We start from the raw sequence: 21778 nt of genomic DNA, 5'->3' as shown, positions 1-21778 counted from the left end.
GGAGGCGGTGCGACCGGCTTGGCATCGGAAGTGGCTAATGGATCGATGCGCGCCCTGTCAGGCAGTGGGGGCCGCGTCGCATGGCGGATCAACGGGGGACAACACTGTCATGGTCGATGGTGGGGTAGAAGGCAGCGACGACAGCGGCCTGCGGTCGATAGACCTGGCCACGCTGAGCGGCGTGCTTCGCGTCTGTGATGTCGAACTGCTGCTGCTCGATGGCAACGGGCCTCGTGCGGCGTTCGCCTCGCGCGTGCACGAGGAAGCCCTGTTCTGCAGCATCAGCTGCGGCTTCCATTGCCGTGGCCGCTTCATGCTGCCACCGGACTGGGCGATGCTGGGGTACCTGCACGCTACCGATGAGACGCTGAGCTGGTGCCATGGCGTACCGCTCACGCCAGGCATGGCGTTGACGATCATGCCGGAGGGCATCAGTGAGTTCACCCTGAGCCCGGGCACGCACATGACCCTGATGCTGCTGCCGGTGGCACGGGTGCAGCGCAAGCTGACCGAACTGAGCCTGCGCAGCACGCCACCCGCTGGCCAGGCACTGTCGCTGTTCAACCTGGCCAGCGAAGCCACGCCGTTGGCACGCCATTACCAGCAGCTGCACCTGCAGCTGGGGCAGGGTGCAGGGCTGCAGCCGGAAGAAACCGAAACCCTGTTGCATGAGCATGTGCAGGCCCTGTTGGGCGCCGGTGCGGCGGATCGCCCGGGCTGCAGCCGCGCCCGGCGAACGCATTATCTGATCGCGCAGCGAGCAGAGAACTTCATGCGGCTCAACCTGCGCCGCAATATCTACATGAATGAGATCTGCGATGCCGCAGGCGTCAGCGAGCGCGGCCTGCGCTATGCGTTCGAGGACCTGTTTGGTACTTCGCCGAACCGCTATCTTTCCATGCTGCGCCTGTGCGCGGCCTGCCGCAGCCTGTCGATGGCCGATTCCAGCCGTCGCTCGGTGAAAGCCATCGCCCTCAGCTGCGGCCTGTGGGACCTTTCGCGCTTCGCCGACAATTACCGCAAGGTATTCGGCGAACTGCCGCGCGATACCCTGATGCGCGCGCCTGCGCAGATCGGCCAGCCGGCCTGAGCCAAGCCCCGCAAGGGTTTTCGCGGCGTTCATGCCGGAATTGCATATCCGCTTGCCGATCATGTTGCCGCTTCTGCATAAACGGCTGCCGATTCCGGCCGTGGATTTGCCGGAATGCGCGATTGCCGTGCCGGATTGAAGTGCGCCGCCGCCGTTGCAACCGCTGAAATGTCAGTCACCTGCCTAACGGCAAGTCCACTGACATTCCAGTTGTTCGCCTACGGGGGAAATGCTCATGAACCGCATCTACCGGCGTGTGTGGAACCGCCAGCTCAACGCTCTGGTTGTGGCCTCGGAACTGGCCACTGGTGACAGCGGCGGCAGCGCCGCACGCGATCCGCGCGCCTTCCTGCTGATGCCCACCGCCCTGGCCCTGGCACTGCTGTGCGCGCTGGCCAGCGGCCACGCAGGGGCATCGGAAACCAATCAATCGCTGCGTGACCTGCAGGCACTGGCCGCCAAGTATGCGCAGCCGATGCCGGTCAAGGTCGACGCCGAAGTGGCCCTGGCTGCCGCTGCGCGACAGGCGCAGAGCAGCCCTGCGATCAGTGCGGACGCCCGCCTGGGCCTGCAGCTGAACACCACGTCGCTGCCGGTGGTACGCGACGTACTACCGGCCTCCGTGCAGGTGAAGCTGGCTGCGAACACCACACCGAAGCAGGTGGCCGTGCCGGCGCTGGCGGCCGATGTCCGTGCCCATGTCGGCCTTGGCAACACCTCGGCGCCGGCGGCACAGGTGGATGCATCGTTGGCCGCACACGTTGCGCCGGGCGCGCAGGCGCCGCTGGGCGTCGCCGCCGACGCGCGCGCCAAGGCCAAGATCGGCGTCGCCGGCCGCCAGGTCGCTGCGATCGATGCTGGTGCCAAGGCGTTGGCGGGCCTCAGTGGTTCGTCCCTGAAGACCTCTGTCGACGGCAACGCCGACGCGCATCTGGCGGTGGCTGGCCATCACATCGAAGGTCAGGGCCAGGCCCGGGCGACAGCCGCGGTCAAGCTGCCGGCCAAGGAGGAATTGCCGGGTGAGACGCATGATCGTGCCATCAGCGCCGCGTTCGATGCCGGCGCCGCCGGCAAGGTGCGCGTGCAGGCGCCGGACGGCCAGGACGTGATCGCCGATCGCAACCTGAAGCTGGCCGGACAGGCGACCGTCGCCGCGCAGCACAGCGCGCTGGGCGTTGGCAACCTGGTGGGCGGCGCGGTGGGGGCGGTCGGCGGGACGCTCCACGGTGCTGCGGGTGCGGTCGGCAGCACGGTGGGCGGTGCGCTGAACGGTACTGTCGGCGCGGTGGGTGGCGCGGTGGGCGGCGCACTCAACAACACGGTCGGCGCAGTCGGAGGTGCAGTTGGTGGTGCGTTGAACGGCACCGTCGGCACGGTCGGCGGTGCGGTCGGTGGTGCGCTGAACGGTACTGTCGGTACCGTGGGCAGCGCAGTGGGCGGCACGCTCAACAACACGGTCGGCGCAGTCGGAGGCGCAGTTGGTGGTGCACTGAACGGCACCGTCGGAACGGTTGGCAGCGCAGTAGGTGGCGCGCTGAACAACACGGTCGGCGCAGTCGGCGGTGCACTGAACGGCACCGTTGGCACAGTTGGCGGCGCAGTGGGCGGCACGCTCAACAACACGGTCGGTGCAGTCGGCGGTGCACTGAACGGCACCGTCGGAACGGTTGGCGGCGCGGTAGGTGGCACGCTCAACAACACCGTCGGCGCAGTCGGCGGTGCACTGAACGGCACCGTCGGAACAGTTGGCGGCGCGGTAGGTGGCACGCTCAACAACACCGTCGGCGCAGTCGGAGGTGCACTGAATGGCACCGTCGGGACGGTTGGCGGCGCAGTAGGTGGCGCACTCAGCGGCACGGTTGGCCAGGTTGGCGGCGCAGTGGGCGGCACGCTCAACAACACGGTCGGTGCAGTCGGCGGTGCACTGAACGGCACCGTCGGAACGGTTGGCGGCGCGGTGGGGGGCACGCTCAACAACACGGTTGGCGCAGTCGGCGGTGCACTGAACGGCACCGTCGGGACGGTTGGCGGTGCGGTAGGCGGTGCACTCAACGGCACGGTTGGCCAGGTCGGCAGCGCAGTGGGCGGCACGCTCAACAACACCGTCGGCACGGTCGGTGGTGCAGTGGGCGGCATTCTCGACGGCACCACCGGCAGCCCCACCAGCGGCCTGGGCGGTGTGCTGGGTAGCACGCTGGGCAATGTCGGCAGCGCGGTGGGCAACCTGCTCAACGGCAATCTCAATGGCACCATCGGCAACCTGGGCAGCGCCGTGGGTGGCCTGGTCGGTGGCACGCTGGGCGGTCTCGGCCTGACCAAACCCTCTGCGATTCCGCCGACCAGCCCGAAGGCGCCGGCGGCGGCCGACCCGAATGCGGGCCTCATCATCGGCACCGGTGGCCTGGTCGGCAATGTCGGCCAGCTGATCGGGCCGACCACCACCAGCCTGTTCGGTGGCAATGGCTACCTGAGCAACGGCAACCTCAAGCTCAGCAACGCCAACGTGATGCAGACCTATTCAACGGTCAATGTGCTGGGCCTGCCGGTGGTCAACCTGTCGCCAGTCGGCAGCACGCTCAACGGCCTGGGCGGCGCAGTCACGGGTGGCAGCTCGCACCTGACCCTGATCGGTGGCGTCACCTCCGACAGCTATATCTACAACATCAACAACGGCAATCCGGGTGGCCTGCTCGGCCTGCTGCTGCCGACGGATTCCCCGGCCTGGGCGGCCAAGTGCCTGGACATCGCGCTGGCCGACATCTCCTGCTGGGCCGTCAATGCGGCACAGGACTACCAGGTACTGATGGGCGATGGCGCCTTCGCCAACGGTTCGAAGGAAGTGGTGATCGGTGCAAACGCACGCCATGAGCTGCCGAAAGTCGACGCCAACGTCGCCTTCCCCGGCGACGGCGTCAACGATCCCAGCAATCCAACAGGCGTGCCGACGGCCGACTATGCCGCGCGCATGGGCCATTCAGTGATCGTCGGCGACAGCGCCGTCGGCACCGCCAACGGTCAGACCCTGCTGGGTGCCGAGGCGACGTCGAACCAGGCCAACTCGGTCGCACTGGGTTACCGCTCTGCAGCACTGCGCGGCGCGCAGGCCAGCTACAGCGCCTACGGCCTCACTGCGCCGCAGGTCTCCGCCGGTGAAGTGTCGGTGGGCACTGCCGGTGGCGGCGAGCGCCAGATCACCAATCTTGCCGCAGGCAGCGCCAACACCGATGCGGTCAACGTGGCCCAGCTGAAGGGTGCCATCAGCCTGATCGACGATGTGGCGGCCGCTGCAGTGACCTATGACCTGGACGGCGCCGGCAATCCGGACTATCGCCGGGTCACGCTCGGCGCTGGCACCGGCACCACCACCATCGGCAACCTTGCCGCAGGTGCGGTCACCGCAGGCAGCCTCGAAGCGGTCAACGGCGGCCAGCTGGCGGCGACCAACAGCGCCATCGCCAGCTTCTTCGGCGGTCGCGCGGCTTTCGATCCCGCCAGCGGCATCTTCACCGCACCGCTGTTCGAGATCAGCACCATCTCCACCGGTGGTGCCATTGCCAAGGGCCTGTACGAGAACGCCACCGATGCCTTCGCTGCGGTGGATGGCTCGCTGGTCAATCTCAACACGCAGATCACCGATATCCGCAACGGTGGGACCAAGTACCTGCGGGTGAACTCGACCGGCACCGAGGCCCTGGCCAGCGGCGCCGACTCGATCGCGGTCGGTACCAACGCCCGCGCCACCGCAGCCAACAGCATCGCAGTGGGTGCCGGCAGCCTTGCCGACCGTGACAACACCGTCTCGATCGGTGCTGCCGGTGCCGAACGCCAGGTCACCAACCTGGCCGCGGGTACCGCTGCGACCGATGCGGTCAACGTCGGCCAGCTGCAGGCCTCGGAGCAGGGCGCCCTGCGCTATGACCTCAACGGCGACGGCAGCGTCAACTACGCCAGTGCCACGCTCGGCCAGACCGGCACTGCCACCACGCTGCGCAACCTCGGCCCGGGCCAGGTCAGTGCCACCAGCAGCGAGGCCATCAACGGTGCCCAGCTGTTCGCGGCCAACCAGGCAGTGGCCACCCATCTCGGCGGTGGTGCTGCGGTCAACGCCAGCGGCGTGCTGACCGCACCGACCTACTCGATCAACAACGTCGCCGCCAACGGCACCGTGACCACGGGCAGCTACAACGACGTCGGCACCGCCTTCGACGCGGTCAGCAATTCGCTGGCCAACGTCGCCGACCAGACCGGAGAGGTCGACAAGCTGGCCGTCAAGTACGACGTCGATGGCAGCGGCAACGTACTCAACAGCGTGACGCTGACCGGCACCGGCACCGGTGCGGTGAAGATCACCAACGTCGCCGCCGGCAGCATCCTGGCTGGCAGCAGTGATGCCATCACCGGCGACCAGCTGTTCAGCACGAACAGCACCATCGCCAACTACTTGGGCGGCACCACCGCCTACAACGGCGCGACCAATGTGTGGACCGCGCCAACGTTCAGCATCTCCAGCATCGCTACCGATGGCACCTTCAGCAGCGGCGATTACAACAACGTCACCGCCGCCTTCACTGCCGTCGATGGCTCGCTGAAGGTCCTCAACCAGCGCATCACCAACGGTGGCGGTGGCAGTGCCTACCTGGCGGTGAACTCGACGGCAGCGGCTGCAACGGCTGCCGGTGCGGAGGCGGTGGCGGTCGGCCCGCAGGCCAGTGCGGCCGGTGCCAACAGCGTGGCGGTAGGCAACGGCGCCAACGCCAGTGCCGGCAACAGCGTCGCCCTGGGTGCCGGTTCGGTGGCCAGCGTCGGGGCGCAGAGCGGCTACACCGGCGCCTATGGCCAGACCGGTGCCAGCAACTCGGCCGGCGAGGTTTCGGTCGGCAGTACCGGCAGCGAGCGCAAGATCACCCATGTCGCCGACGGTTCCGACACCTACGACGCGACCAACGTCGGCCAGCTCAGGAACGGCGTGAACTACGCCATCGATGAATCGAAGAAGTACACCGACCAGAAGATCCAGAACATCACCAACGTGGCCGGCAGCTTCCGCGCGAACAACACCAACAACCTGGCCGACCCGTCCGCCAGCGGTGCCAACTCGGCCGCCGGTGGTGCAGGCTCCACCGCCACCGGTGCCAACTCGACTGCGCTGGGCAATGGTTCGCAGGCGCAGGCCGACAACTCGGTGGCGCTGGGTGCGGGTTCGGTGGCGAACCGGGCCAACACGGTCTCGGTCGGTGCAGCCGGTGCCGAACGCCAGGTGGTCAACGTGGCTGACGGCTCGCAGGCCACCGACGCGGTCAACGTGCGCCAGCTGCAGGCCTCGCAGCAGGGCACGATCCGCTACGACACCACGGTGAACGGTGCGACCAACTACAACAGTGTCACCCTGGGCAGCACCAGCAGTGGCCCGACCACGGTCCGCAACGTTGCCGCCGGCACCGCCGGTACCGACGCGGTCAACGTCGACCAGCTGAAGTCGGGCATGGCACAGACCCTGGACTGGTCGAAGGCCTACACCGACGAGCGCATGGGCGGCTTCGAGCGCGACCTGCGCAAGACCGACAACCGAGCCTCGGCCGGTATTGCTTCGGCGATGGCCACTGCGGCGCTGCCGCAGCCCAGCGAGGCGGGCCGCAGCATGGCCTCGATCGCAGCCGGCAGCTACAACGGCGAGTCGGGCGTGGCCTTGGGTATCTCCGGTGTCTCCGAAGGCGGCCGCTGGATCTACAAGTTCAGCGGATCGACCAACAGCCGTGGCGAGGCCGGCGTGGCCGTCGGTGCCGGCATCCAGTGGTGATCCCCGCCGCCGGGCCGCACGCGCGGCCCGGCATCGCGGAAACGTCAACAGGGGGAATGACATGAAACAGCATCGCATCGCCCGCGGCGGCCAGCTCGCCGCCACGCTGGGCCTGATCCTGGGAATGGGCCTGCTGACCGCCTGCCGCAGCCATGCGCCGGCCGCCGACGCTCCTGCCGAAGCCACCGCCGTGCACTTCCCGGAGGCCTCGAAGGCCTCGCTGAAGGAAGGCATCTTTCCCGACGTCGCCGACCTGCGCCGCTTCGCCCCGGGCATGAGCAAGCGCCAGCTGTACACGCTGCTGGGTACGCCGCATTTCAATGAAGGCATGTGGGGCGTGCGCGAGTGGAACTACCTGTTCAATTTCCGCACTGCACAGGGCGCGGAGTACTTCACCTGCCAGTTCCAGGTCCGATTCGACAGCAAGGGCATCGCGCAGGGCGGCTACTGGAAGCCGGAATCGTGCGCGGCTGTGCTGGAACCACCGCGGCCTCCAGCCCCGCCGGCACCGGCACCGCTACCGGAGCAGCCGCTGCGGCTGTCGGCCGACGCGCTGTTCGGTTTCGACAGCGCGGTGCTCAGCGCGGAAGGGCAGCGTGCGGTGCAGGGCATCCTGGCGCAGGTACGCGAGGCCGCGCAGGTTCAGTCGATCCGGGTGACCGGCTACACCGATCGGATCGGAAGTGCCAGCTACAACCAGGCACTGTCGCAGCGCCGCGCCGACGCCGTGCGCAGCGCACTGGTCCAGGGCGGGGTGCCCGCGGCCAGCATCAGTGCCGAAGGACGTGGCGCGGCGGAGCCGGTCGTGCAGTGCGACCAGCGCAATCGTCGCGAGCTGATCGCCTGCCTGGCGCCGAACCGCCGCGTGCAGATCGCCGGGGTGGCGCAGCCACGCTGAGTTTTCCTGCGCCGGGGCATCGCTCCGGCATCCCGAGTCCCCCCTGACCGTCGGCAGGACGTGGTTACGTCTCCCCCGTTGATCACGCCTGCCGGCGGCTCAGGTTTTCCACGGTGCACGCGATGAATGCCCAATTCCTGCCCCTCTCCATGAAGACGGAAGCCACTCTCAGCGTGTACGGGCAGCTCGGCAACCATGCCGTGGTGCGCATCCCCGGGCGACGCCTGCCGGGCCTGATCCTGCAGGCTGATACGGTGGCCGGTTTCCTGGCCCAGCTGCAGGAAGCCCAGGCCTGCCTGCGCAGCGGCCGCGCACAGCGCACCGATGCCGAGCTGGACATGCTGATCGACGTGCTGCAGCAGTGGTATGCACTGATCGAATCGCGCCTGGCCGACGCTGGCGAGGCGCTGTAAAAGAAAAAGGGGACGGGGGGAATTAAGTCGCTTCCGGCACACCTGGGGCAAGTACGACTTAATCCCCTCCGTCCCCTTTTCCTACGCCCAGGCGCGGACCAGCCAACAGGCGGCATCCACGCGAACGCGGTCGCCTTCGATGAACGGCGCGAATGCAGCCAGTGCCCTGTTGCGAAGCACGGCGGCACGGTCTTCCGGCATCGCGCGCAGCGCCAGGCCCAACGGGCCCAGCTGGCCGACGTAGGTCGGCAGCTCGTCGCGGGCGATGGAGCAGGGGAGGTCCACTGCAATCACCTCCACATCTTTCCAGCCAGCGGCCTGCAGCAGGCGCCGCACGCGCTCGCCATCGGCAAGGGCAAACTGGCCGGGTGCTCCTGGCGCACGGGGTGGTAGATCGAGTTCACCACCAATGGCGCGCTCGGCGGTGGTCATGAATGGGTTCTCGTCGGCACTGCGCCAGGCGATGAAACGCAGCCCCGCGCCTGGTTGCGCCGCGCGGTGCAGGTTGCTGAAGGCGGCCTCCGTATCCTCGAAGAACATCACCCCCAGCCGCGACTGGATCCAGTCGAAGTGCACGGACGGCAGCGGATGCCGCTGCGCGTCGGCCACGATGAAGTCCGCGTTCAGTCCTGCCGCCTCGGCGCGCTGGCGGGCCAGCGCCAGCATCGGCGCGGAGATGTCCAGGCCGGTGCAGTGTGCCGCCGGGCGCGTGGCCGCTGCGGCCAGCAGACTGGCGCCGGTACCGCAGCCGATGTCGAGCAGTTGCGTGACGGTCTCCGGAAGTTCGGCCACCAGCAGGTCGGCCATCGGCTGGAACAGGCCATCGAGGATGGCCTGCTGGGCGACCCAGATCTGGCCGCCGGGGCCATTCCAGAGCGCATTCTGATCAACGGGGGATGTACTGGCCATGGCCTTGTCCTTCCGGGAAGTTGGCCATAGGTTGATGCTTGAAGGCGACTTGAGGTCAAGCCCGTGCGTGAACTGGACATCGGCGAGGTGGTGAAGCGCAGTGGCGTGCCGGCCTCGACCCTGCGCTACTACGAGCAGTTGGGGTTGTTGCAGGCCCTGGGCCGTCGCGGCCTGCGCCGGCAGTACGACGAGCAGGTGCTGGAACGGCTGGCGCTGATCGGCCTCGGCCAGGCGGCAGGGCTGTCGCTGCAGCAGATCGGGGCATCGCTGCCACCTCAACGCGGATGCCTCACGCTGGATCGTGAGGCCCTGCTGGCGCAGGCCGATGTGCTGCAGCAACAGATCACCCAGCTGCAGCGGATACGCCGTCACCTGCAGCGGGCGGCGGCTTGCCCGGAAGCGCAGGATGCACGCCAGTGCGGTTCATTCCGAAAGCTGCTCCGGGCGCAGCAGCGCAGGGCGGGTGGGTGAACCATCCACGCCCATTCAATCGCGGGTACTGACTTCCCAGGTGGCGTGCAGCACGCCGGGCACGTCTTCCATCCGCGCCAGCACCACGTCCAGTTCGTCGGCACTGACGGCCGTGCTGACCAGCACCGCGATCACATCAGTGGGCGCGTCGGCATGCTCGACCACCTGTACATCACCGACCGGATACTGCGCAGCCTCCAGCGCATCGACCAGGCGTTCGCGCACCCGCGGCACGGCTTCGGCATCCACGCTCAGGCGCACCTCGTAGGTCGCTTCGGTGGCGGTCTCGTTGATCGGAATGCGGTTTATCGCATTGACCAGCGGCCGCAGCAGGGTGTTGCCGGCAATGATCAGCACGGTCAGCAGCACGCCCTCGGCCAGCATGTCCGCACCGGTGCAGCTGCCGACCGCCGCCGAGCACCACAGGGTGGCGGCGGTGTTCAGGCCGCGCACGTTCATGCCTTCCTTCATGATCACGCCGGCGCCGAGGAAACCGACTCCGGAGACCACGTAGGAGATCACCCGCACCGCCTCGGCGCTACCGGCGATGCGCATGCCCAGGTCGACGAAGGCGGCGGCGCCGACGGCCACCAGCACGTTGGTGCGCAGGCCGGCGGTGCGTTGCCGGTACTGGCGTTCGGCGCCGATCAGCGTGCCCAGCACGAAGGCGGCCAGCAGGCTGACCACGGTGTCGGCGAAGGGGCCGGCCTGGAAGGTTTCAATGAAGCGCATGGCTGGAGTCTACCCCGCCGAAGTGACAGTCGATCCACGCCGACGCATGGATATCCAGATGTGCCAGAAACGACTTAATCCCCTCCGTCCCCTTTTAGCAGGTCAGTCGGTGTCCTCGACGCGCTCGCCCATCAGCTCGCGCTGGCGCTTGTCCAGCTCCTCGGCGTAGCGCTTGCGGACGAAGGCTTCGGAGACCACGCCCAGCACCTGTCCGTCGGCGGCGACTACCGCCAGTTCGTCGGCCTGGGTCTGGTCGAAGCGCTGCATCACGCTGACCACGTCAGCGGCCGGCGACAGCGATACGTCACGGTTCTCGGCCAGCTCGCCGATCGCGGTCTCCGGCTTCACGCCGTCAGCGTAGACGCGCGGGATCTGCACGATGCCGGCGTAGTGTCCCTCGCTGTCGATCAGGATCACCCGGGTGCCGGAGCCCAGCGGGAAACGCTGGCGGAAAGCAGCGGCATCGAGGTCGGCCGGGGCGGTGGCCACGCCCTTGCGCATCAGCCGACCGGCATTGAGGTTCTGCACCCAGCCGACATCGCGGGCGCTCTTGATGGTTTCACCGCGCAGGTGCATGCGCCAGGTCGAGAACGAATAGCCGAACCACTGCCGCACCAGCGTGCTGGACACCAGCACCGCGCTCATCACCACGCTCGTCAACAGGAAGTCGTGGGTGCCTTCCAGCACCAGCATGGCCATGGTCATCGGTGCGCCGACCACGGCGGCGGCCAGCGCGGCCATGCCGGCCAGCGCAGCCGAGGTGGCGTCGATCACCGGCACGCCGGTGGCCATCGCCAACAGGCCGGCGAACAGGGCGCCGACCAGGGTGCCCATGAACAATGAGGCGAAGAACAGGCCACCGCGGAAGCCGAAGCCCAGCGAGATGCCCGAGGCCAGGCACTTCAGGGCCAGCAGGCCGCCGATCCAGATCAGCGGCAGGTGCGTGGTCAGGTCCAGGTGCAGGGCGCCGTGGCCGGACGACAGCACCTGCGGGCTGGCCAGTGCCAGTGGAATCAGCAGCAGTCCACCCACCACCGGCCGTCCCCAGGCCGGCAGAGGGCTGCGTTTGACGGTGCCTTCAATCGAGGCGATCAGGCGCATGATGGCGATGCCGACCATCGCGCAGCAGCAGCCGAGCAGGCCGTAGATGGCGTAGTCGGCGGCTCGCACGTCGATGGTTGAGGCGGCAGGCAGCAGGTAGGCCTCGATGCCGGCTTGGTCGGCCACGAACGCGCCGGCCAACGCGGCCACCGCCACCGGCGCCAGCGCGGCCGGGGTGTAGGCGCCGATGACGATCTCGAACGCATAGAACGCACCGGCCAGCGGCGCACCGAAGGCGGCGGCAATTGCACCGGCGGCACCAGCGCCGACCAGGATGCGTACGTCGTTGCGACGCAGGCGCATCACCCGGCCCAGCTGCGAGCCGCTGCCCGCGCCCATCTGCGTATACGAAGCCTCCAGGCCGACCGAGGCGCCGCAACCATTGGACAGCAGGGTCTGGGTCAGCACGATCAGGTTGTCGCGCATTGACATGCGGCCGCCGTGCAGCGCATTGGCTTCGACCGCATCGAGCAGGGGCCGCTTGAGCCGGGTCGCGGCCAGGCTGACCAGGCCGACCAGCAGGCCACCCAGTGGCAGCACCAGCAGCGCGGTCCAGGTCAGCGAGGGCAGGGAGCTCAGGCGCATGCCGTCGTCCAGCCCGTACAGGGTGCCCTGCAGCCAGCGTGCGATGCCCGACTGCAGCAATGTCAGGTAGCCGGCGATCAGGCCGACCAGCAGGGCAAGCGCGATGAACCACAGGTCACTGCCACGCAGGCGCAGGCGCAGGCCCTGGAAGGCCAGGTGCAGGCGCGATGGCGAAACAGGCAATGACATGGTGGCGGCATGATACGCCGCCACCGTGAGCACCGCCGTCACTGTATCGGGCGGCTATCGCCTCAGAACCGGTAGCGGCCCTGCACGTAGAAGGTGCGCGGCGCAGCCACCATGCGGCCGGCATTGCCATCGACGTTGCGGGTATACCAGCGTTTGTCGGCCAGGTTGTTCACGCCCAGCGCGATCTCGCTGTCACCCAGTCCCGGCACCTGCCAGGCCACCTGTGCATTCCACAGGCGCACGCCGGGCACGCGGCCCACGCGCGCATCGGCGGTTTCTTGCCAGGTGTTGGCGGCATCGGAGAACTGGCCGCTCTGGTGGGTGCTGGAGACATTGAAGGTCCAGCCGGCCAGCGCGTAGCGGGCGCCGACGCTGTCGGTGTCGCGCGAGTAGAACGGCACGTCCAGGCCGCGGTTGTCACCGGACTGCTGGATCGCCTTGGTCCAGGTGTAGTTGGCGTACAGCTCCAGCCCGGCCAGCGCGCTGTCCTCGGCGAAGCGGTACTCCAGCGCGCTTTCCACACCCTTGTGGTCGGTGGCGCCGATGTTCTGGAAGGTCGGCGGGGTGATGCCCGGTACCTGCAGGATCTGGTTGTCGAAGCGCATCTTGAACACGGTGACTTCCGCGCGCAGTGCACCGTCCTGCCAGCGCGCACCCAGTTCGGTGGTCCTGGCGATTTCCGGGTTCAGCGGGTTGCTGGCGCTCTGCGAATTCAGCTGGATGTTCTGCACCGGCCCGAACGAGGTGGTGTAGTTGCCGAACACGGTCAGCTGCGGGGTCAGCAGGTAGGCGATGTTGAGCGAGGGCAGGGCCTTGTCGTTGCGGCTGCTGAAGGTCGCCGCGCCATCGGCCTGGCGGCGGTCCATGTCGATCCATTCCATGCGGACGCCCGGGGTGATCCGCCACTGGCCGATCGCGATGCGGTCGTCGATGTAGACCGCGTGCGCGTCGGTGGCGTTGTCGAAGCGGTTGGTGGCGCTTGCCACGCCGGTGCGGCGGGTGACGGTGTAGCTGCGGTCGTTGCCACGCTCGCGCAGGAAACGGTAGCCGGCGGTGATGTCGTGCACGCTGGCGCCCCAGTGCAGGCGCTGGGTGTAGCGCGGCTCGATGCCGAGCACACGGTAGTCGCGCGGCTGCACGGTCACCTGCGTACTGGTGGCGTTGATCAGCGAGCTGGCACGGGTGCTCTCGTTGTAATAGGCCAGCACCTCGAACTCGCTGTTGTCCGACAGCGTGTTGGTGTAGCCCAGGTCGATGCCGGTGCGGTGGCCCTTCCAGAAATCGGTGGGACGGGTGTTCTGGAACGGGTCGGCCTCGTACTGCGCACGGGTCAGGCCGCCCGGGGTCAGCGAGCGCACATCGTAGTAGGACAGCTTGGCACGCAGTTCCTGCTGGGCGTCGATGGCGTAGGCGAACTTCAGCGCCAGGTCGTTGAAGCGGTCATCGCTGCCCTGGCGCCAGCCGCGGCCATCCTGGCCGGAGTAAAGCAGGGCCGCGCCCAGGCCATTGCCGCCGGTGCCGCCCAGGAAGGCGTTGTATTGCGTGCTGTCTCCGCCGCCATGGTCGTAGGCGGTATGGCGCACGCCGGCTTCGCCGTGCAGGCCGGCTTCGGTGGGAATGGCGCGGGTGCTGAAGTTGATGATGCCGCCCACGTTCTGCGGCCCATAGCGCACCGCGCCGCCGCCACGCACCACGTCGATCGATTCGATGTTGGACAGGCTGGTCGGCGCGAACGACAGCTGCGGCTGGCCATACGGCGCCACTGCCAGCGGCACCCCATCGAGCAGCACGGTCGAGCGCGGCGAGTAGCGCCCGGTCAGGCCGCGCACGCCGATGTTCAGCGACACCGAGCTGCCAGCGGTGCCGGAGTTATCGGTGACCTGCACGCCCGGGATGCGGCGCATGGCATCGCCGATGCTGGCCGCGCCACTGGCCTCGATGCGCTGGCGGTCGACCACCGTGCGTGCGCCGGCAAAGCGCTTGACGCTGTCATGCAGGCCGGTGCCCAGCCAGCTGCCGGAGACCTGGATGCTGTCCAGCGTGGTGGCGCCGTCCTGGGCGAAGGCACTGGTGGCCGGGAGCAGGCACAGGGCGAGGGCGGCAGCCAGGGGCAGGCGGGCCGGTTGCAGGGCGTGGATGGGCATTGGCGCGGGTCGTGGAAGGTGGTAAATGAGAATTATTGCTGATTCCATTCGCCATTGGAATGCGCCGCCGGTTCATGCCGATGGGCCGGTGGTAGAGTGGGCGATTGCTTCCTGACTCGCTGAGATCTGCCATGTCCCAAGCCGCTTTCTACCCCGTCGGAACCCCTGGCCAGCCGTGGGGAGCGGCGGAACGGGAGGCGTGGCGTGGCCGCCAGCAGCGCCTGCGTCGCTATGACGAGGAGGTGCTGCCGCGCATCGAGGCGCTGGCCTCGCGCTTCGACAAGGTGGCCTATGGCCAGCTCGACTATGCCGGCGAGACCTACACGCTGTTCGCTCTGCGCAGCCGCGACTGGAACCCGGCGCTGCCGGCCGCGCTGGTCACCGGTGGCGTGCATGGCTACGAGACCAGCGGCGTGATGGGCGCGCTGGAGTTCCTCGAGAAGCACGCGGCCGACTATGCCGGCAGGGCCAACCTGCTGGTGGCGCCGTGCGTGAACCCGTGGGGCTTCGAGCGCATCAACCGCTGGAACTTCGATGCGATCGACCCGAACCGCAACTTCCGCGCCGATGGCCCGGCCCGCGAGTCGACCGCGTTGATCGAACTGGTTGCACCGATCAAGGACCAGTTCGTGCTGCACATCGACCTGCACGAGACCACCGATAGTGACGAGAGCGAGTTCCGCCCGGCGCTGGCCGCGCGTGATGGCAAGCCGTTCGAGCCGGGCCTCATTCCCGATGGCTTCTACCTGGTGGACGACAGCGAGAACCCGCAGGCAGCCTTCCAGCAGGCAGTGATCGCTGCGGTGGAGAAGGTCACCCACATCGCGCCGGCTGACGACAAGGGCGAGATCATCGGTTCGCCGGTGGTGGCGCATGGCGTGATCGAGTACCCGCTGGTGAAGCTGGCGCTATGCGCCGGCATTACCGGTGCGAAGTACACCACCACCACCGAGGTCTATCCGGACAGCCCGCGGGCGACCCCGCAGCAGTGCAACGACGCCCAGGTGGCGGCGGTGTGCTCGGCGCTGGATTACGCGCTGGCGCATCGCTGACAGATAAAAGGGGACGGAGGGGATTAAGTCGTTTGTGCCCAGTACCGCCGGGGCACAAACGACTTAATCCCCTCCGTCCCCTTTTTCACCCCAGCGCGTCGGCCCACCAGAGTGCGGCCGGTCCCGGCGGTGTGTCGCGGCGCCACAGCAGGTCGCTGTGGATGCGCCGCGGCCAGCCGGGCAGCACCAGTTCCAGCAGCCGCCCGCGGTCGTAGCGCTGCACCAACGCCCGCGGCAATTCGGCCCAGCCGATGCCGTCCTCAGCCATCTCCATCACCATCAGGTAATCGGTGGCGGTCCAGGCCAGGCCGGTGACCACGCGCGCGTGGTCGACCTCGGCGCTCAAGCGCACCTGCCGGTGCCGCGCCAGCTGCGCGGCAGCGCGACGGCCGGCGCTGGCCAGCGGATGTTCGCGCGCCACATACACCGCCAGTTCGCTGTGGTGCGCCAGCGGCCGTGCCATCAGTTCATCCGGATAGCGCTCCTGGCGCGGCAGCAGGCCCAGCGCGGCGCGGCCGCTGCTCACCAGTTCAAGTACGTCCTGGCCTTCGGCATCCAGCCATTCCAGCTCGATCTCCGGGAATGCCTCGGCGAACCGCTGCAGGATCCGCTGCTCCGGATCCAGCTGGTAGACATCGGAGAACACCACGGTCAGGCGCGACTCGACCGGCGCAGCCAGGCGCACGCTCAGCTGCTGCAGACGGGCATCGGCGGCAAGGATCTCCTGCGCGTGGCCCAGCACCTGCCGGCCGGCCTCGGTCAATTGCGGATAGCGCCCGCTGCGGTCGAACAGGCTCACGCCCAGGTCAGCTTCCAGGTGGGCGATGGCGGTGCTGACCGTCGACTGCGTCTTGCGCAGGCGACGTGCCGCCGCCGAGAAGGAGCCCAGCGCCGCGGCTTCCACGAAGGCCTGCAAAGATTCAGGGGAATACGGCATTGATCCATCGCTCCTGTCGATGGAATCCATTTTGGTACCACCGTAAAAGGCGATGATACTGGCTTCCGTCGCCCCCGTCTGCGGGGCGTTCCGGACCCTCCACGCACGGCGTGGCTCGACTGAAAGGCGGCGCGGTCCCCGCCCTGCAAGGAGCTTCACATGTCCCGTACTGTTCCTGCCCGTGGCGCGCTGGTCGCCTGGGCCTGTCTGACCGTGGCGATCGTCGCCGAAGTGGTCGGCACCTCGTTCATGGCCCATGCCGCCCGCGATGGCGGCTGGACCGGCTATCTGATCATGGCCGGCGCGCTGGCGCTGTCCTACTTCTTCCTGGCGCAGTCGGTGCGCCGCATCGCCGTGGGCGTGGCCTACGCAGTGTGGGAAGGCCTGGGCCTGACCCTGCTGACCGTGGTCGGCCTCACCGTCTTCGGTGAAAGCCTGTCGCTGCAGCAGCTGGCCGGCCTGGTGCTGGCGGTGGTCGGCATCGTCTGCGTCACCCTCGGGGAGGCGCACTGATGAATACCCTGGCCCTGTTTTTCGTGATCTGTTCTGCGCTGATCGACGTTGCCGCCAACATGATGGTGGCCAAGTCGGAAGGCTTCCGTCGCTGGCGCTGGGGCGTCGCTGCGATCGTCATGGTCTGGATCGCCTTCGCCCTGCTGGGCCAGGCCGTGCGTTACATGGATCTGGCCACTGCCTATGCGATGTGGGGTGCGATCGGCGTGATCGGTACCGCCACCTGCGGCCGCCTGTTGTTCGGCAACCGCCTGCGTCCGATCGGCTGGGTCGGTATCGCACTGGTCACCACCGCGGTACTGCTGCTCAGTACCGCGCAGTAACGCGTCGCTGTGCCAACCAAGGTTGGCACCTACCAGAGCGTGAGCCGCCGCAAGCCAACGCCCCGGGGATGATCTCCCCGGGGCGTTGCGGTTTCTGCAGCACTCAGAAGCGTGCGGTGAAGTTCAGCCGCGTGGTGCGGCCCGGGCCGGGCATCAGGCTCATCGCCAGCGTGTCCATGTAGTAGGTGTTGCGCAGGTTGCTGACCACCAGCTCCACTTCGCTGCGTGGGGTGAACTGCCAGCGTGCGTAGAAGTCATAGATCGCGGTCGGCAGGTAGATGTTCTGCAGGCCGGTCGAACCGGTGGTGTTCCACGGCTTGTCCAGTTCGTGGGTGGGGCCGCTGTTGTAGGTGCGGCGGATGCCGGTATCCAGCCGCTTGTCGAACAGGCGGAAGCCCAGTGTGCTGTGGATCGAGTACTTCGGCGGGTTCTGTGCGTTGACGAACGAGGTGCCGAAGCCACCGTCCACGCAGTCCGGCGTAGTGTCCAGCTTGCTCCACTTCGCATACGGGTCTTCGCGCAGGCGCTTGGCGGTGGCCGCATCGCAGGTGCGTGCGCGCTGGTAGTAGCTGGCCGACAGGTCCAGGTAGGCAATGCCGGCGTCATAGCCGGACTGCAGCTCGTAGCCGGACACCGTGTAGTTGTCGACGTTGTCGACGTAGAACGCCCAGTTGCTGGAATCGAAGCGACGGGTGATGGCGTTGTCGATATCGTTCTTGAACCAGGCCACCTTGAACGCCAGGCGGTCGCCGTCGCGCCACAGGTCCTGCTTGAGCAGGCTGAAGCCGATGTCCCAGGAACGGTTCTTCTCCGGCTTCAGGTCAGCCACCGGTGCCGAGGTGCTGTTGCCCAGCGTCGACTCGAACAGGCTGGGCATCTTCCAGCCCTGCGCGTATTTCACGTAGAAGAAGATGTCCGCGTCCAGGTTGAAGCGCGCCTCGGCATACGGCGCAAAGCCGTGGCCCGAGCGGCGGATCGCCGGCTTGTAGCCCCAGGCGGTGGGAATCTGCTTGGTGTAGAAGCCGTTGGCGCCGCGCGGATCGGGAATGAAGCCATCGAAGTCATAGGCCTGGCCCAGCGTGCTGTCGCCATAGGGCGTGGCACGCAGCGAGTCATAGGTGTAGTTGCCCTGTGCATCCGGGTACCACTCCTTGTACCAGCCCGGCAGCAGCTGGCCACCCTTGCTCAGGCGCGCGAAGGTGTAGCGCAGGTCGCGCGATTCGCTGACGAAGGCCACGCGGTTGCGGTCACGGGTGCGGTAGTCGATGAAGCGGCCGCCAGCGGTCAGCGACAGCCAGTCCCACGGCTGCCATTGCAGCGATGCCACCACACTGGCCTCGCGGCGCGTGCCCGAGCGCAGGTAGCGGTTGTTGTTGTAGTCCACCGGCAGCACCGGCGAGTTGGGTGCGGTGTCTTCATGCTGGAAGGCGGCGCCATAGCGCAGCGTCCAGTCGCCCAGGCCGTTGGTGAAGCGCGTGGTGTTGCTGCTGTCCACGCCCCAGCGCCGGGTCTTCACGTCCGACTGCAGGCCGGGGCCGTAGGTCTCGCCCAGCGTGTCGGGCATCTGGTCGGACGCCATTTCCTTGAACAGCGGCGTGTTGGCGATGTTGCTGTTGAACATGCGGCTGGTGGCGGTGGTGAACCACAGGGTGCTGCTCAGGTCCAGCCATGGATACGCCTCGGGTCGGTAGCGGTGGCGCAGCGAGGTGGCGTTGACCCGCATTTTCCCTGGCTCGAACTGGACCATGGTGTTGGCCTTGTCCACGTAGGTCACCCATTCGTTGGACTCGCCCACGCGACCGATCGCCGACGGCATGATCTCGCCGAAGCTGGAATTGAAGTAGCGGTGGCTCAGCTCCAGGCGCTGGTCCGGGTTGGGTGTCCAGGTGAATTTCAGCAGCGCCGATTCGTTGTCGGTGTGCGTGTTGAGCACTTCATCGCCCGGGTGGTACATGTCCGAGACCGCCTGGCTGGACATGCCCGTGCCGCCGCTGGACAGGTGCTGGTCGTCGTAGCGATGCGCACCGTTGCTGCCGGCGAAGTAGTTGCCCTGGCGTCGGCGTGCGTAAGCGGCCACCAGCTGCCAGTCTTCGCCGCGCTGGGCGAAGGCCACGCTGCCATTCCAGTCACGCGGGTCGCGCAGGCTGTTGCGGTTCTCGCTGCCACGCGCCACCTGCTTGAACACGCGCGTGCGGTCGATGCTGTTGTCGGCCACGCCGCCGCGCACGCGCAGGCCCCAGGCCTGGCCGTCGTCGAGGATGTCATCGACATTCAGTGTTTCCATGTAGACCACGCCGCCGATCGCGCTGGCCGCGTTGGCGGCCAGGCTCGGCCCCTTCTCGATGCTGACTGCGCTGATCAGGTCCGGGTCCAGATAGCTGCGCTGCTGCACGCCGGCATAGCCGCGGTACACGTCGATGGCCTGCTGGCCACCGTCGATGATCACCGGCACCCGGTTCTGGCCCTGCAGGCCGCGGATGTTGACGTCGAGTGCGCCGCCATTGCGCACGTCTGCGGTATGCACGCCCACCGCACCGGCCAGCACGTCGCCGATCGACTGGCCGCGGAAGCGTTCCAGTTGCTGGTGGTCCAGGTGCACGCGCGAGCCGCTGTCACGGTAGACCGCATCGGCATCGGCGAGCCCCCACGGCGAAGCGCCTTCGCTGGCCTCGCCGGCCACGCGCAGGGTGCCGATCTGGCGCACGCCGGCTTCGGCGTTCGGTGCCGCCTGCAGCACCACGCCGCTGGCATCACGCTGGAACGCCAGGCCGGTACCGGCCAGCAGCTGTGCCAATGCGGCATCCGTGCCGAGCGTGGCCTGCACGCCGTTGCTGTGGCGGCCGCGGGTCAGGTGCGCGTCGGCGGCGATGGACAGGCCCGATTGCTGGCCGAACGCGGTCAGGGCCTGGTCGAGCGGGCCAGCCGGGATCTGCCAGCGAATGGCGGCCGCAGTGTCCTGTGCATTGGCGGCGGCCGGCAGCAGGCACGGGGAGGCCACGGCCAGGCACAGCGCGATGGCCAGGGGGCGAGGGGAGGGGCAGGGCAGTTTCATGGGGGCGGCAACATCCGCAATGGGTTCCCTTGTAGTGCCCGGTGAGCGCACAGAAAGGGAACCGCGATGTCAAAGCGGACGCACGACGGTCCACCACGGCCAGCGCTGCTCGATGCGGATCGGCAGGGCGCGGGCCAGCAGTTGCAGCGCCTGCAGGCTGTCCAGGCGCGGCAGTACGGCAGTGACATTCAATGCGGCGAGCGCCGGATCACAGCCCAGATAGCCCTGGTGGTGGCGCGCCAGTTCGTCGATGACGCTGATCAGGGGCGCGTCCTGCACCTGCAGTCGGCCGTCCTGCCAGTCGCCACGCAGCGGATCCGCAGCCACCGGGGAGAGTCCGCCCATCGGGCCGATCTGCACCGCACGGCCGGCGGGCACGTCCAACGATGCGCCGAACAGCGGCAGGCAGCGCACCACACCGTCGAACACGTCCAGGCGGCTGCCCTGCGCCTCGCGGCCGACCGCGAAGCGGGTGCCGATCGGCTGCAGGCGTGCGCCCGGCACATGCACGCTCAAGGGCATGTCGGCGAAGGCGGGGTGGTGGCCGGTCTGCAGCAGCAGTTCGCCACGCAGCAGGTGCAGGGCGCGGCGGCCGCTGCCGATGTCGATCGTGACTTCACTGTCGGCGTTGAGCCACAGCTGGCTGCCATCGGCCAATGTCCAGCGCCCGGTATGCCCGGCAGCGGTGCGCTGTGTCTGCAGGCCGCGTTGTTCGCGCAGCCCGTGCAGGCCGAGCAGGGAGACCGCACCGATGCCGAGGGCGCCACCGAGACTGCGAAGCGCGCGACGGCGGCGACGGCCGGCAGCATCGAGCGCCGTTGCTGCCGCCGGTGCAGAGAGGGGAGCAAAAGACTGCCAGACCGTCTCGACCCGGCGCCACGCATCGGCATGACGGGTATCGGCCTGCAGCCATGCGCGCCAGCGCTGCTGGTCGCCGTCACTCCAGCCCTGCTGGCGCAGCGCGAACCACTCTGCCGCCTGCTCCAGCGCGGGGCTGGCCAGTGCGGCATTCATGCCGGGGCGTCGCCGGACAGGCGCAGGCAATGCAGCATCGCCTGCGCCATGTACTTCTTGACCATGCGCTCGGACACGCCCAGCTGTTGGCCGATCTCCGCATAGCCCAGGCCGGACAGTCGTGCCAGCAGGAACGCACGGCGTGGGCGTTCGGCCAGGCCGGACAGCATGTCGGCGATGGCATGCAGCAGCTGCAGCGCCTGCGTGCGCTTCTCCGCGGACGGGTGCACCGGCTCCGGTTGCGCAGCCAGTGCGGCCAGGTAGGCGCGCTCCAGGTCCGCGCGCTGCCAGTGGTTGACCAGCAGGGCGTGCGCGATGGTGCTGAGATAGGCACGCGGCAGGCGCAGTTCGGACGGATCGACGCGACGGCTGAGCAATCGCAGGAAGGTGTCCTGGGTCAGGTCGGCGGCGCAGTCGGCATTGTGGGTACGTCGGCGCAGCCAGCCGAGCAGCCAGCCATGGTGTTCGCGGTAGAACCCCGCCAGCGCAGTGCTGGAGGCGGCGGGCACGGCCATCGGCATCGATCATTAATGAGAATGATTCCCATTATAGGGTGAT

16 protein-coding genes are annotated in these 21778 nt (G+C 68.0%); 8 read left to right on the top strand and 8 right to left on the bottom strand.

Features of this window, described 5'->3' with window-relative positions:
• The first annotated feature begins 109 nt into the window (after positions 1-109).
• The 4 genes from ACYKG1_RS12475 (at position 110) to ACYKG1_RS12460 (ending at position 8198) form a co-directional block, all read left to right on the top strand.
• Entirely contained in the window at positions 110-1090 is a 981-nt protein-coding gene (locus ACYKG1_RS12475; protein ID WP_100472998.1) for an AraC family transcriptional regulator, read from the top strand.
• Between the two features lie 235 nt (positions 1091-1325).
• Complete coding sequence (locus tag ACYKG1_RS12470) at positions 1326-6887, top strand: ESPR-type extended signal peptide-containing protein (protein ID WP_478470646.1); 5562 nt, start codon at positions 1326-1328, stop codon at positions 6885-6887.
• Between the two features lie 61 nt (positions 6888-6948).
• On the top strand, positions 6949-7785 hold the full coding sequence (locus tag ACYKG1_RS12465) for an outer membrane protein assembly factor BamE (protein ID WP_478470645.1): 837 nt from the start codon (positions 6949-6951) through the stop codon (positions 7783-7785).
• Positions 7786-7907: 122 nt separating this feature from the next.
• Positions 7908-8198, top strand: coding sequence for a DUF6959 family protein (locus ACYKG1_RS12460; protein WP_014037513.1), 291 nt, complete (start codon positions 7908-7910; stop codon positions 8196-8198).
• 81 nt (positions 8199-8279) lie between these two features.
• Here ACYKG1_RS12460 and ACYKG1_RS12455 read toward each other — a convergent pair whose 3' ends face one another.
• Positions 8280-9107 (bottom strand): class I SAM-dependent methyltransferase, encoded by an 828-nt coding sequence (locus ACYKG1_RS12455; protein ID WP_478470644.1) that lies wholly within the window; start codon positions 9105-9107, stop codon positions 8280-8282.
• A 63-nt stretch (positions 9108-9170) separates the two neighbouring features.
• Between ACYKG1_RS12455 and ACYKG1_RS12450 the strand changes: the two genes are divergently transcribed.
• Complete coding sequence (locus ACYKG1_RS12450; RefSeq protein ID WP_100472981.1) at positions 9171-9578, top strand: MerR family transcriptional regulator; 408 nt, start codon at positions 9171-9173, stop codon at positions 9576-9578.
• Between the two features lie 15 nt (positions 9579-9593).
• Here ACYKG1_RS12450 and ACYKG1_RS12445 read toward each other — a convergent pair whose 3' ends face one another.
• The 3 genes from ACYKG1_RS12445 to ACYKG1_RS12435 all read right to left on the bottom strand — a co-directional run bounded on the left by ACYKG1_RS12445 (position 9594) and on the right by ACYKG1_RS12435 (position 14329).
• Positions 9594-10310, bottom strand: a complete 717-nt coding sequence (locus tag ACYKG1_RS12445) for an MgtC/SapB family protein (RefSeq protein WP_100472975.1) — start codon at positions 10308-10310, stop codon at positions 9594-9596.
• 102 nt (positions 10311-10412) lie between these two features.
• Complete coding sequence (locus ACYKG1_RS12440) at positions 10413-12185, bottom strand: chloride channel protein (protein WP_478470643.1); 1773 nt, start codon at positions 12183-12185, stop codon at positions 10413-10415.
• Positions 12186-12247: 62 nt separating this feature from the next.
• Positions 12248-14329 carry a TonB-dependent receptor family protein gene (locus ACYKG1_RS12435; RefSeq protein ID WP_478470642.1) on the bottom strand — a complete coding sequence of 694 codons (2082 nt, stop codon included), beginning with the start codon at positions 14327-14329 and terminating at the stop codon, positions 12248-12250.
• A 131-nt stretch (positions 14330-14460) separates the two neighbouring features.
• Here ACYKG1_RS12435 and ACYKG1_RS12430 point away from each other — a divergent pair, with 131 nt between their 5' ends.
• A complete protein-coding gene (locus tag ACYKG1_RS12430) occupies positions 14461-15381 on the top strand; it encodes a M14 family metallopeptidase (RefSeq protein WP_100472965.1) in 921 nt (306 codons plus the stop codon).
• An 85-nt stretch (positions 15382-15466) separates the two neighbouring features.
• Here the strand turns inward: ACYKG1_RS12430 and ACYKG1_RS12425 are convergent, their stop codons facing one another.
• Positions 15467-16318, bottom strand: a complete 852-nt coding sequence (locus ACYKG1_RS12425; protein ID WP_478470641.1) for a LysR family transcriptional regulator — start codon at positions 16316-16318, stop codon at positions 15467-15469.
• Positions 16319-16477: 159 nt separating this feature from the next.
• Here ACYKG1_RS12425 and ACYKG1_RS12420 point away from each other — a divergent pair, with 159 nt between their 5' ends.
• Positions 16478-16831: an SMR family transporter gene (locus ACYKG1_RS12420; RefSeq protein WP_010485170.1), complete on the top strand. Its 354-nt coding sequence runs from the start codon at positions 16478-16480 to the stop codon at positions 16829-16831.
• Complete coding sequence (locus ACYKG1_RS12415; RefSeq protein ID WP_049423063.1) at positions 16831-17154, top strand: DMT family transporter; 324 nt, start codon at positions 16831-16833, stop codon at positions 17152-17154. The genes ACYKG1_RS12420 and ACYKG1_RS12415 overlap by 1 nt, the downstream gene beginning before the upstream one ends.
• 103 nt (positions 17155-17257) lie before the next feature.
• Here ACYKG1_RS12415 and ACYKG1_RS12410 read toward each other — a convergent pair whose 3' ends face one another.
• The 3 genes from ACYKG1_RS12410 to ACYKG1_RS12400 form a co-directional block, all read right to left on the bottom strand.
• Positions 17258-20206 carry a TonB-dependent receptor gene (locus tag ACYKG1_RS12410; protein WP_478470640.1) on the bottom strand — a complete coding sequence of 983 codons (2949 nt, stop codon included), beginning with the start codon at positions 20204-20206 and terminating at the stop codon, positions 17258-17260.
• A gap of 69 nt (positions 20207-20275) precedes the next feature.
• Positions 20276-21220, bottom strand: coding sequence for a FecR family protein (locus tag ACYKG1_RS12405; protein ID WP_478470639.1), 945 nt, complete (start codon positions 21218-21220; stop codon positions 20276-20278).
• On the bottom strand, positions 21217-21735 hold the full coding sequence (locus ACYKG1_RS12400; protein ID WP_478470638.1) for a sigma-70 family RNA polymerase sigma factor: 519 nt from the start codon (positions 21733-21735) through the stop codon (positions 21217-21219). The genes ACYKG1_RS12405 and ACYKG1_RS12400 overlap by 4 nt, the downstream gene beginning before the upstream one ends.
• Between the last annotated feature and the right edge of the window lie 43 nt (positions 21736-21778).

Source organism: Stenotrophomonas sp. 85239_Sma (genome assembly GCF_056481725.1).
Note: the sequence above shows the minus strand (reverse complement) of the source record. Positions and strands in the feature narration are given on the sequence as shown.